Below are 15,484 nucleotides of genomic sequence, written 5' to 3' on the forward strand. Positions count from 1 at the left end.
CGGCTGCTGCTTCTTACAAGGAGTTCTCATGTTTACAGCGGCATTGATCTATATCCTGGCGGTGATCAGCCCCGGGCCCAACTTCATCATCGTCAGCCGGTTTTCCTCGCTGGGGTCCGTCTCCACCGGCATCGGCGCAACCTTGGGCATCTGTACCGTCGGCGTGTTCTTCTCGACCATTTCTTTGCTCGGCCTGGCGGCGTTGCTGCATCAGTATCCGGCGTTTTCCAAAGTCGCCACGCTGTGCGGTTCGGCGTACCTGCTGTACATCGCCTACAGCATTATCAAAAGTGTGCTGGCGAAAAACACCGGCACCGCCGAAAGCCCGGCGCCGGGGGTGACCAGTTTTGCCAAGGCTTATCGGGTGGGGGTCATCACCAACATCAGCAATATGAAAACCATCGCCTTCATGATCAGTATCTATGCAGGCTTTCTCTCTTCACCGCGTTCGGACCTGGATAAAGTCCTGGTCGTCATGCTGTGTTCGAGCCTGGAAATCATCTGGTACTCACTGGTGGCGCTGTTGTTCGGCCAAGGCCCGATCAAGGCACTGTTCCTCAAGTACACGCGGCAGATCGACGTCGGGCTGGCGGTCTTTCTCGTCGCGTTTTCACTGAACAACGCCATCCCTGTACTGATTGCCAGTCGATGAGGCTTTGTCATGGAATGGAACGAAGTACTCAGGGATGTAGGTGTGCGCTTCAAATACCGCAGCTGGTTGCTGATCGACCTGTCGCCGGATGAACTGGCCTTGCGCGAACCGCTGGCCACACCGGGCCAGGACTACTCGGGCATGGCCCTGATCCTGGATTGCAGCCTGGAGAGCATGTTCCAGATCGTCGATGGCCTGGGGCCGGGCATCAGCTATGCCGCCTCGCTGCAGGCCAGCAAGCGACCGGTGGTTGCGGTGCCTGCGAGGAGGGCGCACTTCCAGGATTTTCGATGGGCGTGCTGAGCACCCACAAAAAAGCCCCAGGTCTTTCGACCTGGGGCTTTTTCGTTCATATCTGGTGCCCAGCGCGCTTCTAACCTGGATCATAATCGATTGAAAAAACTAGATTATTTCTCCGTCATTGTTCGAAGGGATACTCCTTGGAGTACAGGCTAATCCTGCAGCGGCCACCCGAGGTTGATGAGCTCTGAGGGCTGTTGTAGAAGCAGCGCGTGACGCCTCTCGAAAGCCATTCCTGCCGTGTCTATGACTCTTTCACTTGAATAAGTCGCTTCGCAAAGTTGTATAAAGGCAAGTGGTTGGGGAAAGTAGTTGGCGGAGATTCTGAAATCATGTAGTCCGCTGAGCTGTAAGTGTGAAGGACTATGAGATTTAGCTTTTTGAGTCGCCCCGGATTTTCTAGACACCTTGGAAGCCGCTTTGGACTATCCCCGGCATCGTTTGACATCTCCAACCTATGCATTGCCAATGCGGTTTCACTAAGCGGCTTCGCTTGATCTCTAAACATTTCACGTCCCTGTATGCCCTGGGTTCTAGAGATACCGAAGGAAATACTGGGGGATACACAGAGCTGAAGTATGCGGAGAGATGACTGTAGATAAGCAGAAGCAACAAAGCCCGCACAGGGCGGGCTTTGTGGGGCATTTCGTAGTCATTGGAAGACAACCAGAAACATCATTTTGGTGCCCCGGCGTCGTTTGAACTGGAGGCTTTTGGTGCCGGTTTATAAGGGGCTGGCCGGTAGTGTTTCGGTTAGGCATACACGGTGCAGCGTACTGTTTCTTTTCATGTTCGTTGAGGGCGCTCGATTTAGCCACGATGATGAAGGACCGCGGACGCACCCTGGTAATTCCCCGCACTACGTATCCAACGCTGTTCGTCACAAAAGAAATGGGCTGTGAAGATCGCTTCACCGGGGCTCGCAGGCTTAAGTGTGCGAACCTCAACGACCCTCGACCCACTTCCCGTAAGCGCTCGTCCCCATCTTCTCAAGATCTGGAAAAACACCTGTTTCGACAGATTGGAAAAAGGCGAGGCAATGACTCCAATCAGAGTTGCTGGGCTCCTCCACTACCCAGCAGTCATAACCCAATGACTTCCAGTCAAGGGAAGGGTCCGAGTTGGATGCCCGCAGGAGTTCCTCAGCAATGCATTCTGACCACGCTATTGCCTCCCTCAACGTGGGGGCCGTGACGTAAACGCCGGTGGATGACTCGCAGTCTTCAATGATGCCTTTTTGAAACAACTCCCAGCGTTCGGGCTCGTGGTAAGTGAAGCCTATGAGGAATGTATTCATGTTGAATCCTTGTGGTTCCATCGCCACTAGCATCGCTACCGTGCTTTCGCGGACCTTAGTAATTGGGTGAACCTGGAAATCGCAAGATGTATGTCATCTTGGGTATCTCCGTCCCACTCCTCAACCGTTTCCAACTCGGCTCGTAACCTGGCAATACGCTGTTCGATCTCTGCAATTTCAGAGGCTCCGCATTGCTTAGCGATTGCTTGCCAATCCTCATCAGAGATTTTTTCCTGAACAGATAAGCCCGACTTGGCATTTTCTATCAGCTTCTGAAGGTTACTCATCGGTGGTCTCGGGCAGGTTGTGAAAAAAGTCGCTGGGGACCCTGAGGATATCTTGAGGACACGGGGCATGAAACCCGCGGGATCGAGTTAGTGGGAGGCATTGGAAGTTACTGAAATTTCAATCGTTGAAATTGAAAGGAACTTGAAGAAAAAGGGCCATCGTTACAGCGTCGGTAAAGGTGGCTGTATCTGTTGCTGATAGTGAACACCTGCATAGCGTCAACCATGGTGAGGAGTGTCAGGCCTGCAAGCGTGGTGTCTGATAGGGGCGGCGTTTGATTTCAGTGCGCCTCACTTCCTGTATGCCTCCAGTTATAGGAATGAAAGCAAACACGTGGGCACACAGGCGGGAAGTTATAGGGATAGACAGGGACGTATAGCCAGAAACAAGAAAGCCCGCACGGGGCGGGCTTCTTGGGGTGTTTCGTAGACTGTCTGAGACAGCCCGAGACTGCTATATGGTGCACCCGGCGGGATTCGAACCCACGACCCCTGCCTTCGGAGGGCAGTACTCTATCCAGCTGAGCTACGGATGCTTGTGCGGGCGACATCATACCCATGTCGGCCAGATGCGTCCATGCCGGTGTTTTCACTGGCGATCGTAGGCAGTGTCAGGGCCAAAAGCGGCTATTTGCCATTATCTTTCACAACTCTTCCTACCGTACGTCCCTTTGTTTGCTTTGCTCTTGTGGCTCCAGCACCGCTGTGGCGCCGCAATTCCCTCCCCCCTGGCCAGGTGAACGCATGCATTCCAAAGGAACCGTGATGCTCGATCTCCCGCTGAGACTGACCTTGCTCGCCCGCTCCGATTTATTCCGTGGGCTGCCGGAGCCGCTCTTGTGCTACGTCGCCACCCATATGGTGGAGCGCACGCTGGTTGATCGTGAGCTGCTTTATTTCAAGGATGACGCTCTCGAATTTATTGCGTTGGTGGTGGAGGGCCGGATCTATTCGGTGGTTCACGGGCCGGATGGCCGCGAGCAGATCATCGGCAGCATGGTTGCCGGGCAGGTCGTGGGCGAGACGGCGTTGATCAATGACCATGGTCGTGAGTCTTCGACCTTTGCCGGCGGCCCAACGCGCTTGCTGCAACTGGGGCGTCGACATTTTGCTCCGCTGTTTGAGGAACCGGTGTTTCTGCGGCGTCTGTTGATGCTGATGATGGTGCGCCTGCTGCATGCCATCGAACTGCTCGAATTGGTCTGCCTGCATCGGCTGGAGTCGCGGCTGGCGCGGTTTCTTTTGGCCAATATGGATGAGATCGACCTGGCTCTGGCCATGCCCAGCGTGTCATTGCCCGCCAACCAAGGAGTGTTGGCGGCCATGCTCAATACCAGTCGCCCCAAACTCAATGTGCAACTGCAGTTGTGGCGCCGCAGTGGCCTGATCAGCGGCAGCCTGGAGCGGATGGTGATCAACGACCTGGAGCATTTGCGGCGCAAGGCATCTGCCTTGAATTAGCCCTCGCGGTGTTCCCCAGGTAACAGCGCGCGCCTGTTTGCGCCTCGCACACTGGCCCTTCATCAAGGATGCACAGGAGTGCTTGCGATGGGGATGACTGTTCCGTTCAAGGATCAATGGGTGGCGGATGACCGCTTGTTTGAAGCGAGTTGGCGCGCCGTCCAGGGCGAGTTGAAGCGGCGTGCGCTGCGGCGTGCCAAGGGTAACCGGGATCAGGGCCAGGAATGGTTGTCGGCAACGGCGATCAAGGCCCTGCTGTTTTTTCGGCGCTCGCCTGAGCGTATTCGCGACCCTCAGGGGTTTCTGTTTCTCGTGCTCGACCATGTGTTTCTCGACAGCCTGCGGCGTGGCAAGCGTGAGGGGCAACTGTTCGATGACTCGGTCGATCTTGAGCACGATCACCTGGCCGCGCTCGCAGCCCCCTGCGCCTCGGTGCTGGAGTGGGTGGAGCGTTATGAGCGCCTGGAGCAAGTGACGGCGCATGTGGCGCGCTTGCCTGTCGCACAGCAGCGGTTGTTCGAGATGCGCTTTGTCGATGACCTGCCTTACCCCCAGATCGCCGCTGAACTGCAGGTCAAGCTGCCATTGGTGCGCAAGCGGGTGCAATTGCTGCGCAGCGCTTTGCGCTGAATACCGTTCACAGACATCGGCGTGAGGCGTTCTAGTTTAGGAGCGCGTCACGCCACCCCCACCCCGATCGGGTGAATTCCATCAAGGAGAGATGTATGACAGAGGTCAACAGCCAGATCACCGACGCGGTGACCCAAACCAACGTCAAGGTGGTCGCGGAGGCGCCGGCGCAGGCCATTGCGTCGTTGTATCAGGTGGCTAGCAGTGCAGCAGGCTTGTCGTTGCAGAACGCCGTCAACAGCCAGCAGGCGATGAACCAGATTTCCAACGCGGTGATCTCCAAGGCCGTTGCGTTGATCATGCAGATTGGCGAGAAGGGTTAAACCCTGGGGAGACTTGCCATGTCATGGTTCAGCAGAAAAAAGCCCAGCCCCGCGCCTGAAACACCCGCCGCGCAACCCCCGGCGGCCGCCCCGGCAGCGTCACCCACGCGCTCGATCATGGCGCGCATGAACGAGCATTTGCTCAACCAGGCGAGCACGCCCTCATCTGACAGTACCGCCGCGCTCAACAGCCAGATCGTCCAGGCGGTGCAGTTCACCAATGCGCAGAATTTCGCCTACGCCCCGGCGCAGATCGCCGTGCCGGCCGACATGATGATCAGCCAGGCGGCGGGGTTGGTCGCGCAATCGGCGGCGGGCTATTTCGATGGGGTCAGCAAGATCGCCTTGGCGGCCCAGGCTGTGCTGTTGCAGCAAATGACCGAGAACATCGTCAAGGACAACTTGCCGGCCGCCGCCGAGGATGCCTTGGGCGCATTGGCCACCGACCTGCTGGTGGGCGCGGCCGCCGCCGTGGCTGCCGCAGCCGGTGCGATGGAGGCCGAGGCTGCCAGCGTGGCCATCGACAAGATCGACCAGAGCATCGCCAAGTACGCCGACACCTTGGCCAACCGGGCAGCGCCAGCGGCCTGAACCGAGCACAGCGTTCCGGCGTTCTGCTGGAACGGTGCAACAGCAACTTTTCTTGAGTGAGGAGCGACATCATGGACGTTGGAGATCTTATTTTTTCGGTGAAGCAAGAAGACGACAGTACGACACGGGCCTTTATCAAGGCCGGTCAGTTGGTCAAAGCCAAAGTGTTCTCCCAGGACACGACGTATCTGAATGTGGTTCACCCGGCGATTGCGGTGAGCAAGACGATGGTGATCGAAAGCGTTGGCAGTGGCTTGGCCTTGACTGACGTGAGCCTGGAAAAACCACCTCGCACCGCCATGGTGTTTTCCTGCCGTGACACTGAACTGGGGTTTGCGGCGGCGGTAGCGGCCAAACAGTTCTATTTCGACAAGCTCGGTGGCGAAATTGACGGTCGCTACAGCATGTGGAACGCGATGCTTTCGGCGTTCAAAGCTTGGGAGTCCGATACTTCGCTGCAGGATCGAATCAATGAATCGGTAGCCATTGGCAGCAGTTCCTTTTGCTCACAATTCGCGGCCAACGCTTATGAGGTGGGCAACCTCTACAACGCGGCTAACCTGGTGCCGCCACCGCCTGCCATTTTCAATCGGCGGCCTTCGGCGATTACGCCCGCGGAACTCGCGACGTTCTGTGATTCGTCGCCGCGCTTCTACTTTGCGGGCTTCTGGGAAGACGGTCAGGAGGTGCGGCTTTAGCGGGCCTGCCGCCAGCCCTACATTGCCCAAGGAGACCGACATGGCCCACCCATCCATCCCTTCAGTGCTATCGAGCGATGACCGTCAACGGCTGGAAGCGATGCTGCGAAATCCGCAGATGTTCTCCGGAACACCCCAGGCCATCGTCGATGAAACCCTCAAGCGCGCCACCCAGGTGCTTGAGCAATCGAGGGTCAACGAACAGGCGATCCGCAAGGCCGCCGAGCAAAGTGAAGAGGCGGTACGCCAAGCGTTGAACAGCACGCCTGAGGACAGCGCCGGTCGGGCGCAGCTCAAGCGTGAAGTGAACGCCGAGATCCAGAAGTTGATTGCGCAGATCGAGGCCGCCCTGGCCAAGGCTGCCGGCTCCTGAAACCGCACACTTCACAGCGCCTGTTTCGCAACGTTCATTCATGAACACGGAATGCACCGTGTACTCAATAAGGAAGTTAATCATGGCATTTGTTAACGAACAAATTACCGACGCGGTCACCCAGACCAACGTCAAGGTCGTGGCCGAGTCGCCGGCGATGGCGATGAGCACCATTTATCAATCGATGGCGCAGGCCACGGCGATTCTGTTCCAGAACGCCGTGTCCGCGCAGCAGCAGCAAAACACCCTGGCCCAGGCCGCCACCAACCAGGGCGTGATGCAGATCTACAGCGTCGACACCACGGCGGGTGCGGCGGCTACCGAGAAAGTCGCCCAAGGCGGCGTGTCGGATAACCTCACCAGCCTGTTGACCGTGCTCAAGTCTTTCCAGTCTTAAGCACTGAGCGATAACGGATGTTGTTCTTTCTTAACAAAGGAGTTTCACCCATGAGTACTGTCAGCCCGCAAATCACCGATGCCGTTACCCAGACCAACGTCAAGGTCGTTGCCGAGGCACCGGCGATGGCCATGAGCACGATCTACCAATCGATGGGCCAGGCCACGGCGATTCTGTTCCAAAACTCGGTCTCGGCCCAGCAGCAGCAAAACACCCTGGCCCAGGCCGCCACCAACCAGGGCGTGATGCAGATCTACAGCGTCGACACCACCGCAGGCGCTGCCGCCACCGAGAAAGTCGCCCAGGGCGGCGTGGCCGACAACCTGACCAGCCTGTTGACCATCCTCAAATCGTTCCAGCCTTAAACCGCAACCGCTTCAGGCACCCCCGTCGCCCAACAGGCGCCGGGGGTGTTGTCGTTTGCACGCTTGATCCGAAAGGTGCGGTAAATGCGCGGTTTTCGTTCTTTTTTTCGAAGAGACTATTGCCCTGCCCCCCCATTGATCCTAGGATTCGTTTGAGATTTCAAACGCTCTGTCTCCCGTGCGCTTTCTGATCATCGTGCGCGCTGGGGCTGATTTCCCTGACGGCAGCCCACAAGGCGCCTTTCAACAACTCTAATTCGCTCCGCGTGCGCGCGGTGCTGTTAAGGAAAGCCGACATGCAGCTCAAAGATACCCAGTTGTTCCGCCAGCAAGCCTTTATCGATGGCGCTTGGGTCGATGCGGACAACGGTCAAACCATCAAGGTCAACAACCCGGCCACGGGCGAAATCCTCGGCACCGTGCCGAAGATGGGCGCTGCGGAAACCCGCCGCGCCATCGAAGCCGCCGACAAGGCCCTGCCGGCCTGGCGTGCGCTGACGGCCAAGGAGCGCGCCAACAAGCTGCGCCGTTGGTTCGAGCTGCTGATCGAAAACCAGGACGACCTCGGCCGCCTGATGACCCTCGAACAAGGCAAGCCGCTGGCCGAAGCCAAGGGCGAAATCGCCTACGCCGCGTCCTTTATCGAGTGGTTCGCCGAAGAAGCCAAGCGCATCTACGGTGACGTGATTCCCGGCCACCAGCCCGACAAGCGCCTGATCGTGATCAAGCAGCCGATCGGCGTGACCGCTGCCATCACCCCGTGGAACTTCCCGGCCGCCATGATCACCCGTAAAGCCGGCCCGGCCCTGGCCGCTGGCTGCACCATGGTGATCAAGCCCGCTTCGCAAACCCCGTTCTCGGCCCTGGCCCTGGTTGAGCTGGCGCACCGTGCCGGTATCCCCAAAGGCGTGCTGAGCGTGGTGACCGGCAGCGCCGGCGATATCGGCGGCGAGCTGACCAGCAACCCGATCGTGCGTAAATTGTCCTTCACCGGCTCCACCGAAATCGGTCGCCAGTTGATGGCCGAATGCGCCAAGGACATCAAGAAAGTCTCCCTGGAGCTGGGCGGCAACGCGCCGTTCATCGTGTTTGACGACGCCGACCTGGATAAGGCCGTCGAAGGCGCGATCATCTCCAAGTACCGCAACAACGGCCAGACCTGCGTCTGCGCCAACCGCCTGTACATCCAGGATTCGGTGTACGACGCGTTTGCGGAAAAACTCAAGGTGGCGGTGACCAAGCTCAAGATTGGCAACGGTCTCGAAGAAGGCACCACCACCGGTCCGCTGATTGACGAAAAAGCCGTGGCCAAGGTCCAGGAGCACATTGCCGATGCCCTCGGCAAAGGCGCCAAGCTGCTGGCCGGTGGCAAGGTGATGGAAGGCAACTTCTTCGAGCCGACCATCCTGGTCGATGTGCCGAAAGACGCCGCCGTCGCCAAGGAAGAGACCTTCGGCCCGCTGGCGCCGCTGTTCCGCTTCAAAGACGAAGCCGAAGTGATCGCCATGTCCAACGACACAGAGTTCGGCCTGGCCTCCTACTTCTATGCCCGCGACCTGGGCCGTGTGTTCCGTGTGGCCGAGGCCCTGGAATACGGCATGGTGGGCGTCAACACCGGGTTGATCTCCAACGAAGTGGCACCGTTCGGCGGCATCAAGGCTTCGGGCCTGGGCCGTGAAGGTTCCAAGTATGGGATCGAGGACTACCTGGAAATCAAATACCTCTGCCTGGGCATCTGACCGGCAGGAGCATGCGGTAAACGCAGAGGGCACGAGAGCGCTGACCCTTTGCGTGTTTCACCCCGTTATTCGTAGTGGCCGGGAAAGCTGTGGCAGTCGATCATCGCATGCTGCCGTAGTTGCCTCCCGCCACGTATGCCTTGGACCACGCCACCCGATGAGTGGCGAATGAGGACTTTATGAGCAAGACCAACGCCTCCCTGATGAAACGCCGCGAAGCCGCTGTACCCCGCGGTGTCGGCCAGATTCACCCGATCTTCGCCGAATCCGCGAAGAACGCCAGCGTCACCGACGTTGAAGGTCGCGAGTTTATCGACTTCGCTGGCGGTATCGCCGTGCTGAACACCGGCCACGTGCACCCGAAAATCATCGCGGCCGTGACCGAACAACTGAACAAGCTGACCCACACCTGCTTCCAGGTTCTGGCCTACGAGCCTTACGTGGAACTGTGCGAGAAAGTGAACGCCAAGGTGCCAGGTGATTTCGCCAAGAAAACCCTGCTGGTCACCACCGGTTCCGAAGCCGTCGAGAACGCCGTGAAAATCGCCCGTGCCGCCACCGGCCGTGCCGGCGTGATCGCGTTCACCGGCGCTTACCACGGCCGCACCATGATGACCCTGGGCCTGACCGGCAAAGTGGTGCCTTACTCGGCCGGTATGGGCCTGATGCCAGGCGGCATCTTCCGTGCGTTGTACCCCAATGAGCTGCACGGTGTGAGCATCGATGATTCGATCGCCAGCATCGAACGCATCTTCAAGAACGACGCCGAGCCCCGTGATATCGCGGCCATCATCATTGAGCCGGTGCAGGGCGAAGGCGGCTTCTATGTCGCGCCTAAAGCCTTCATGAAGCGCCTGCGCGAACTGTGCGACAAGCACGGCATCCTGCTGATCGCCGATGAAGTGCAAACCGGTGCCGGGCGTACGGGTACTTTCTTCGCCATGGAACAGATGGGCGTCGCTGCCGACCTGACCACCTTCGCCAAATCCATCGCCGGCGGCTTCCCGTTGGCCGGTGTGTGCGGCAAGGCCGAATACATGGACGCCATCGCTCCGGGTGGCCTGGGCGGCACCTATGCCGGTAGCCCGATCGCTTGCGCCGCGGCCCTGGCCGTGATGGATGTGTTCGAAGAAGAGCACCTGCTGGACCGCTGCAAGGCCGTGGGCGAGCGCCTGGTGACTGGCCTGAAGGCGATTCAAGCCAAGTACCCGGTGATTGGCGACGTGCGTGCCCTGGGCGCGATGATTGCGGTCGAGCTGTTCGAAGATGGCGACAGCCACAAGCCGAACGCCGCCGCCGTGGCTTCGGTGGTGGCCAAGGCGCGTGACAAGGGCTTGATCCTGTTGTCCTGCGGTACCTACGGCAACGTGTTGCGCGTACTGGTGCCGCTGACCTCGCCGGACGAGCAGTTGGACAAAGGCTTGGCAATCATCGAAGAGTGCTTCTCCGAGCTGTAAGCGGACGCTGAACTGTTTGACGGAAAAAACCCGCTTCGGCGGGTTTTTTTACGCCGGTTACCTAACAGACGCCCGAGTTGAAATGTGGGAGGGGGGCTTGCCCTAATATCAGTCAGTTAAGGATTAACGCGGTCACTGTGGGAGGGGGCTTGATCCCGATGGCGGTGTGTCAGTCACGGTTTCTGAACCTGACACACCGCCATCGGGAGCAAGCCCCCTCCCACAATTTATTCATCGTCCGCTTTATCGCTTAACTGACTGGCATTAGGGCTTGCCCCGATAGCGTCGTGTTAGCCAATCATCTGGTGCCTGGCACGCCCTCCGCCGAGCTTCAGCCCGCTACCACGCGGTTCTTGCCCTGGCGTTTGGCTTCGTACATCGCGGCGTCGGCCCGGGCAAACAGGCTGTCCAGGGTCGAGTCGTCTTCGCGCAGGCCGGCCAGGCCCTGGCTGATGGTCACGGTGAACTCACGGCCCTCATAGCTGAAACCCAACGCCTGGATTTCCTTGCCCAGCCGCTCGGCGACCTGCAACGCCATCTCGGGCGCACAACCGGGCAACACTGCGGCGAACTCTTCGCCGCCAATGCGTCCGAACAGATCGCCACGGCGCAATACCCCTCGACCGCTTTCGGCGATGCGCCGCAGTACCTGATCGCCCTCCAGATGGCCGTAGGAGTCGTTGATGTCCTTGAAATCATCGATGTCCAGCAACAGGAAAGCCAGCGGGGTGCCTTGGGCACAGGCGCTGTCGAACGCCTGGTTGGCGCACTCGAAGAAGTGCCGGCGATTGCTGCTCTGGGTCAGCACGTCGGTGGTGGCCAAGCGATGCAGCTCAAGCTCCAGCTGCTTTTTTTCGGTGATGTCCTCGGCTATGCCGACCACGATCACCGGCTTGCCCGGCTCGACCTGTTGGTTGATATAGCACTTGTCGCTCAGCCAGCGGATGTGACCGTCGGCGGTGATGATGCGGTACTCGCGGTCTTCCACGGCGCCTTGTTCGAGCACGCGGGCCAGGCTTTGTTCGGCGTAGTCGAGGTCTTCGGGGTGGACGCTGTTGCGCCATTCGCGGTGGTCGGCCAGCAGCAGGCTGGCGGAGCGACCAAATATCCGTTCATAGGCCGGGCTCACGTACAGCACGCGGCGGCTTTCCCAATCGATGGACCACAGCACGGCATTCACGCTGACCAGCAGCGAGCTGAGCAGCTGTTCGCGCTCACTCAGCCGCTCGACCTCTCCTTGGGCATGCATCAACGCCAACAGGGTTGATGCCGCAGCCGGGCGGGGGTGTTCGGCCGTCGGGGTATTGGGTGCAAAGGGCTTTTCGTGAACCATCGGCACAACTCTCTCTGGGCACGCTGCCGGCATCGGGCAGCGGTCACTACAAGGGCCACCATGATGGCGAAGTGTTGATTGAGAGAGGGGATTTGCGGTGAAGTTCCATGATCCGGTTGACTAAGAAATGACGTCAGAAACCGGTGGCAAGCCAAACTCGGCGTGCTGTCAAGTCAAGGCGAGCGCTCTACCTTGGGCGATCGAGCTTGCTCGGGTTGGACTGCGCAGCAGTCCCAGCCAAACCAAAGGCTGGGGCCGCTTTGCGGCCCAGCGGGAGCAAGCGCCCTCACCACAGGAGGGCTTTGAGTACCGGTCAGGCCGCTGCAGGGCGCAGCGAATAGGTCTTGAGCTGGTGAGCAAAATCGCGCAGGGATTGGATGCCGCTGGCCTCGGCCTCGTGCACCCATTCCTTGATCGCCGCCAGCATGTCGTGGCCATTGGAACTGGTCTTCACCCAGATCTGCTGCAACGCCAGGCGCTTCTCGTAGATCACGGTCAGCGCATGGCTGTGCTCCAGCATGTTCTGGATGCGCAGGTGGTGACGGTCATCCAGCAGGCTGGTTTCCCGCGAGAGCAGGCGCTTGGCACGGTGGAACTGGTGACGCACCGAGTGATCGACCTTCTCCAGCTCCTGCTTGACCAGCGGCCCGATCACCAGCTTGCGGTACTGCGCCATGATCTGGAAGCGGTTGTTGAGGATCGCCATGGCGGTGTCCATGTCCAGGTGGCCCTTGCCCTCGACGCGGTGCGCGATAGGCGCAACGCGTTGCACCTTGGCCAGGCGCAGGAAGCTGAATACCTTGATCCACGCCCAGCCCAGGTCGAACTCCCACTTCTTGACCGACAGCTTGGCCGAGTTGGGGTAGGTATGGTGGTTGTTGTGCAGCTCTTCGCCGCCGACGATGATGCCCCAGGGCACCAGGTTGGTGGCCGCGTCACGGCATTCGAAATTGCGGTAGCCCACGGCATGCCCCAGGCCGTTGATCACACCGGCGGCCCAGAACGGAATCCACATCATCTGGATCGCCCAGATGGTGATGCCGATAGTGCCGAACAGCAGCAGGTCGATCACGCCCATGATCGCCACGCCCAGCAACGGGTAGGGCGTGTAGATTTTGCGTTCGATCCAGTCGTCCGGGCAGTTCTTGCCGTAGATGCGCAGGGTCTCGGGGTTTTCAGCCTCGGCCCGATACAGCTCGGCACCTTTGCGCAGCACTGTGGACAAACCTTTGATGACCGGGCTATGCGGGTCGTCGACGGTTTCGCATTTGGCGTGGTGTTTGCGGTGGATGGCCGTCCACTCGCGGGTGTTCTGCGCCGTGGTCAGCCACAGCCAGAAGCGGAAGAAGTGTTTCAGGCCGGCATTGAGCTCCAGGGAGCGATGGGCCGAATAACGGTGCAGATAGACGGTGACCCCGACAATGGTCACGTGGGTCATCAACAGCGTGACTGCCACCAGTTGCCAGGCTGACAGGTCAAGAAAACCGTTGTACCACATAGGCTGTATGGCCCTCAGATAAAGAAAAAGACAGCTCACGCATTATCACTAAGCCAACAGAGAAAACCAGCCACCGTTTCAGATAGGAGTGACTGGATGTTTCTTATTCTATAATCCTCAGCCTTTGTAGGGCGATTCTGTTTTTTTGGTAAGGATTACTGAAGATATGCTGTATTCATACCGAGGAGCCCTACGCGTAGGGCTGGTGTACCTGCTGGTTTCCGTTGTGTGGCTCCAGCTCAGCAACCACCTATTGATCAACTTTCTCGATAACCCGTGGGAGTTGGGACGCTGGCTGCAGGCGCGCGGCTACGTGTGGGTGGGCCTCAGTGCGCTGGTGATCTACCTGATCTGTGCGCGCTTTGCGCGTACACACCAGGTGCAGCAGCCCTTGAAGGAGAATCACGAGCGCCTGCAACAGGCTGCGGCGGTGTTCGATTGCACCCGCGAAGGAGTACTGGTCACCGACGCTCGGGGGTTGATCGTGCACGTCAACCGCGCCTTCATGGCGATCACCGGCTACAGCGGCGAAGACGTCATGGGCAAGCGGCCGAGCCTGTTCAAATCGGGGCGCCATTCGTCGAATTTCTACCAGCAGATGTTCCAGACCCTGGAGCGCACCGACGAATGGAGCGGTGAAATCTGGAACCGGCGCAAAAGCGGCGAGATTTATCCACAGTGGCAAACCATCCGCGTGATCCGCGATGACCAAGGCAAGGCCACTCACTACGTGGCGGTCTTTTCCGATATCAGCGCCATCAAGGATTCCGAGCACGAACTGGCCCGCCTGGCCCATCATGACCCACTGACCGACCTGCCCAACCGCCTGCTCTTCAGCGACCGTGCCCACCAGGCACTGGCCTCGGCTCAAGTGCATAAACGTGGCTGTGCGCTGCTGTTGATGGACCTGGACCACTTCAAGATCATCAACGACAGCCTCGGCCACACCACCGGCGACCAATTGCTCAAGGCGGTGGGGGAGCGCTTGAAAGGCCTGTTCGGCCCCGGCGTCACGCTGGCGCGCCTGGGTGGGGATGAGTTCGCCGTGTTGGTGGAAAGTTGTCCACAGGTGGTTCAGGCGGCCGCATTGGCCCAGAGAATCCTCGATGCGATGAAAGAGCCGTTCGTGTTTGACGGCAACCAGCTGTTTATCAGTGCCAGCATTGGCATCAGCCTGTTTCCCAGCGACGCCCTCAGCGCCGAACAGCTGCTGCGCAATGCCGACTCGGCCTTGTTCAAGGCCAAGAGCGCCGGGCGCGAAGGTTACGCGCTGTACACCGAAGAACTCACCGCCCATGCCCAGCATCGGGTGGAAATCGCCGGTGAATTGCGCCGCGCCCTTGAGCAGCAAGAGCTGCGTGTCTACTACCAACCCGTGCATGACCTGCAAGACAGCCGCCTGATCGGTGTCGAAGCCTTGGTGCGCTGGCAGCATCCGGAGCGTGGCCTGGTGCCGCCGGGCGAATTTATCCCGATCGCCGAGCGCACCGGGCTGATTGCCGACATTGATGCCTGGGTGATGCACGAAGCCTGTCGCCAGATGTGCCAATGGCTGGCTGAAGGCGCGCCGCTGAGTTTTATTGCGGTCAACGTGTCCAGCCGTTTGTTCGCCCGACGCGAACTGTACGAACAAGTTGCCCAGGTCCTGCACAGTACTGGCCTGGCGCCGGCGTTCCTGGAGCTGGAAGTCACGGAAAGTGCGGTGATGGATGACCCTGAGGTCGCCCTGGAGCAACTGCACCGCCTGCGTGAACTGGGCTTGCGCCTGGCCATCGATGATTTTGGCACCGGCTATTCTTCGCTGCTGCGCCTCAAGCGCCTGCCGGTGCAGAAGCTCAAGATCGACCAGGGCTTTGTCGCCGGGTTGCCGTGGGATGAAGACGATGCGGCCATTGTGCGCGTGGTGATCGCCCTGGCGAAAAGCATGGGCATGCAAGTGCATGCCGAAGGGATTGAGCAGGTGGAGCAGGCAAGGTTTCTGTTGGAGCAGGAATGCGATATGGGCCAGGGGTATTGGTTTGGGCGGCCCATGCCGGCGGCGGAAATCGACTGGTCCCGGGCGCCTGCGATCCGCCCTTGAAGA

General features: G+C 59.4%; 17 protein-coding genes and 1 tRNA gene. 13 read left to right on the plus strand and 5 right to left on the minus strand.

From position 1 onward, the window contains the following. Nucleotides 1-28: 28 nt before the first annotated feature. Nucleotides 29-652: a LysE family translocator gene (locus DK870_RS00300; protein ID WP_060755521.1), complete on the plus strand. Its 624-nt coding sequence runs from the start codon at nucleotides 29-31 to the stop codon at nucleotides 650-652. A gap of 9 nt (nucleotides 653-661) precedes the next feature. Beyond that, a complete protein-coding gene (locus DK870_RS00305; protein WP_161547627.1) occupies nucleotides 662-955 on the plus strand; it encodes a hypothetical protein in 294 nt (97 codons plus the stop codon). Nucleotides 956-1,895: 940 nt separating this feature from the next. Here the strand turns inward: DK870_RS00305 and DK870_RS00310 are convergent. From DK870_RS00310 to DK870_RS00320, 3 genes are all read right to left on the minus strand, one after another. Next, nucleotides 1,896-2,249, minus strand: a complete 354-nt coding sequence (locus DK870_RS00310) for a hypothetical protein (protein WP_158683653.1) — start codon at nucleotides 2,247-2,249, stop codon at nucleotides 1,896-1,898. Between the two features lie 35 nt (nucleotides 2,250-2,284). After that, nucleotides 2,285-2,536 carry a hypothetical protein gene (locus tag DK870_RS00315; protein WP_104995167.1) on the minus strand — a complete coding sequence of 84 codons (252 nt, stop codon included), beginning with the start codon at nucleotides 2,534-2,536 and terminating at the stop codon, nucleotides 2,285-2,287. A gap of 459 nt (nucleotides 2,537-2,995) precedes the next feature. Then, nucleotides 2,996-3,072: transfer RNA gene (locus tag DK870_RS00320), tRNA-Arg, on the minus strand. A gap of 208 nt (nucleotides 3,073-3,280) precedes the next feature. On the opposite strand from DK870_RS00320, the gene DK870_RS00325 reads away from it, so the two are divergent. The 10 genes from DK870_RS00325 (at nucleotide 3,281) to gabT (ending at nucleotide 10,570) form a co-directional block, all read left to right on the plus strand. Next, nucleotides 3,281-3,997 carry a Crp/Fnr family transcriptional regulator gene (locus tag DK870_RS00325; protein ID WP_161547628.1) on the plus strand — a complete coding sequence of 239 codons (717 nt, stop codon included), beginning with the start codon at nucleotides 3,281-3,283 and terminating at the stop codon, nucleotides 3,995-3,997. 87 nt (nucleotides 3,998-4,084) lie between these two features. After that, nucleotides 4,085-4,627: an RNA polymerase sigma factor gene (locus DK870_RS00330; RefSeq protein WP_060755523.1), complete on the plus strand. Its 543-nt coding sequence runs from the start codon at nucleotides 4,085-4,087 to the stop codon at nucleotides 4,625-4,627. Nucleotides 4,628-4,722: 95 nt separating this feature from the next. Beyond that, a complete protein-coding gene (locus tag DK870_RS00335) occupies nucleotides 4,723-4,950 on the plus strand; it encodes a RebB family R body protein (RefSeq protein WP_003187543.1) in 228 nt (75 codons plus the stop codon). Nucleotides 4,951-4,968: 18 nt separating this feature from the next. Next, nucleotides 4,969-5,541, plus strand: coding sequence for a hypothetical protein (locus DK870_RS00340; RefSeq protein WP_104995180.1), 573 nt, complete (start codon nucleotides 4,969-4,971; stop codon nucleotides 5,539-5,541). A 71-nt stretch (nucleotides 5,542-5,612) separates the two neighbouring features. Beyond that, entirely contained in the window at nucleotides 5,613-6,239 is a 627-nt protein-coding gene (locus tag DK870_RS00345) for a hypothetical protein (RefSeq protein WP_060755525.1), read from the plus strand. A 40-nt stretch (nucleotides 6,240-6,279) separates the two neighbouring features. Then, nucleotides 6,280-6,612: a hypothetical protein gene (locus DK870_RS00350; RefSeq protein ID WP_104995181.1), complete on the plus strand. Its 333-nt coding sequence runs from the start codon at nucleotides 6,280-6,282 to the stop codon at nucleotides 6,610-6,612. 82 nt (nucleotides 6,613-6,694) lie between these two features. Then, nucleotides 6,695-7,009 carry a RebB family R body protein gene (locus DK870_RS00355; RefSeq protein ID WP_060755527.1) on the plus strand — a complete coding sequence of 105 codons (315 nt, stop codon included), beginning with the start codon at nucleotides 6,695-6,697 and terminating at the stop codon, nucleotides 7,007-7,009. Nucleotides 7,010-7,059: 50 nt separating this feature from the next. After that, the gene (locus DK870_RS00360) at nucleotides 7,060-7,374 is read left to right on the plus strand and encodes a RebB family R body protein (protein WP_090367596.1); all 315 of its coding nucleotides are present in this window, start codon (nucleotides 7,060-7,062) and stop codon (nucleotides 7,372-7,374) included. A 296-nt stretch (nucleotides 7,375-7,670) separates the two neighbouring features. Beyond that, nucleotides 7,671-9,113 carry an NADP-dependent succinate-semialdehyde dehydrogenase gene (gene gabD / locus DK870_RS00365; protein ID WP_060755529.1) on the plus strand — a complete coding sequence of 481 codons (1,443 nt, stop codon included), beginning with the start codon at nucleotides 7,671-7,673 and terminating at the stop codon, nucleotides 9,111-9,113. Between the two features lie 179 nt (nucleotides 9,114-9,292). Further along, a complete protein-coding gene (gene gabT / locus DK870_RS00370) occupies nucleotides 9,293-10,570 on the plus strand; it encodes a 4-aminobutyrate--2-oxoglutarate transaminase (RefSeq protein WP_090367592.1) in 1,278 nt (425 codons plus the stop codon). 331 nt (nucleotides 10,571-10,901) lie between these two features. On the opposite strand, the gene DK870_RS00375 is transcribed toward gabT, so the two are convergent. Next, nucleotides 10,902-11,903, minus strand: a complete 1,002-nt coding sequence (locus tag DK870_RS00375; protein WP_161547630.1) for a sensor domain-containing diguanylate cyclase — start codon at nucleotides 11,901-11,903, stop codon at nucleotides 10,902-10,904. 313 nt (nucleotides 11,904-12,216) lie between these two features. Then, the gene (desA, locus tag DK870_RS00380; RefSeq protein ID WP_060755532.1) at nucleotides 12,217-13,401 is read right to left on the minus strand and encodes a delta-9 fatty acid desaturase DesA; all 1,185 of its coding nucleotides are present in this window, start codon (nucleotides 13,399-13,401) and stop codon (nucleotides 12,217-12,219) included. 166 nt (nucleotides 13,402-13,567) lie between these two features. Here desA and dibA point away from each other — a divergent pair, with 166 nt between their 5' ends. Then, a complete protein-coding gene (gene dibA / locus DK870_RS00385; RefSeq protein ID WP_161547632.1) occupies nucleotides 13,568-15,481 on the plus strand; it encodes a phosphodiesterase DibA in 1,914 nt (637 codons plus the stop codon). The last annotated feature ends 3 nt before the right edge of the window (nucleotides 15,482-15,484 follow it).

The organism is Pseudomonas sp. Q1 (genome assembly GCF_009935975.1).
Taxonomy (GTDB): domain Bacteria; phylum Pseudomonadota; class Gammaproteobacteria; order Pseudomonadales; family Pseudomonadaceae; genus Aquipseudomonas; species Aquipseudomonas palleroniana.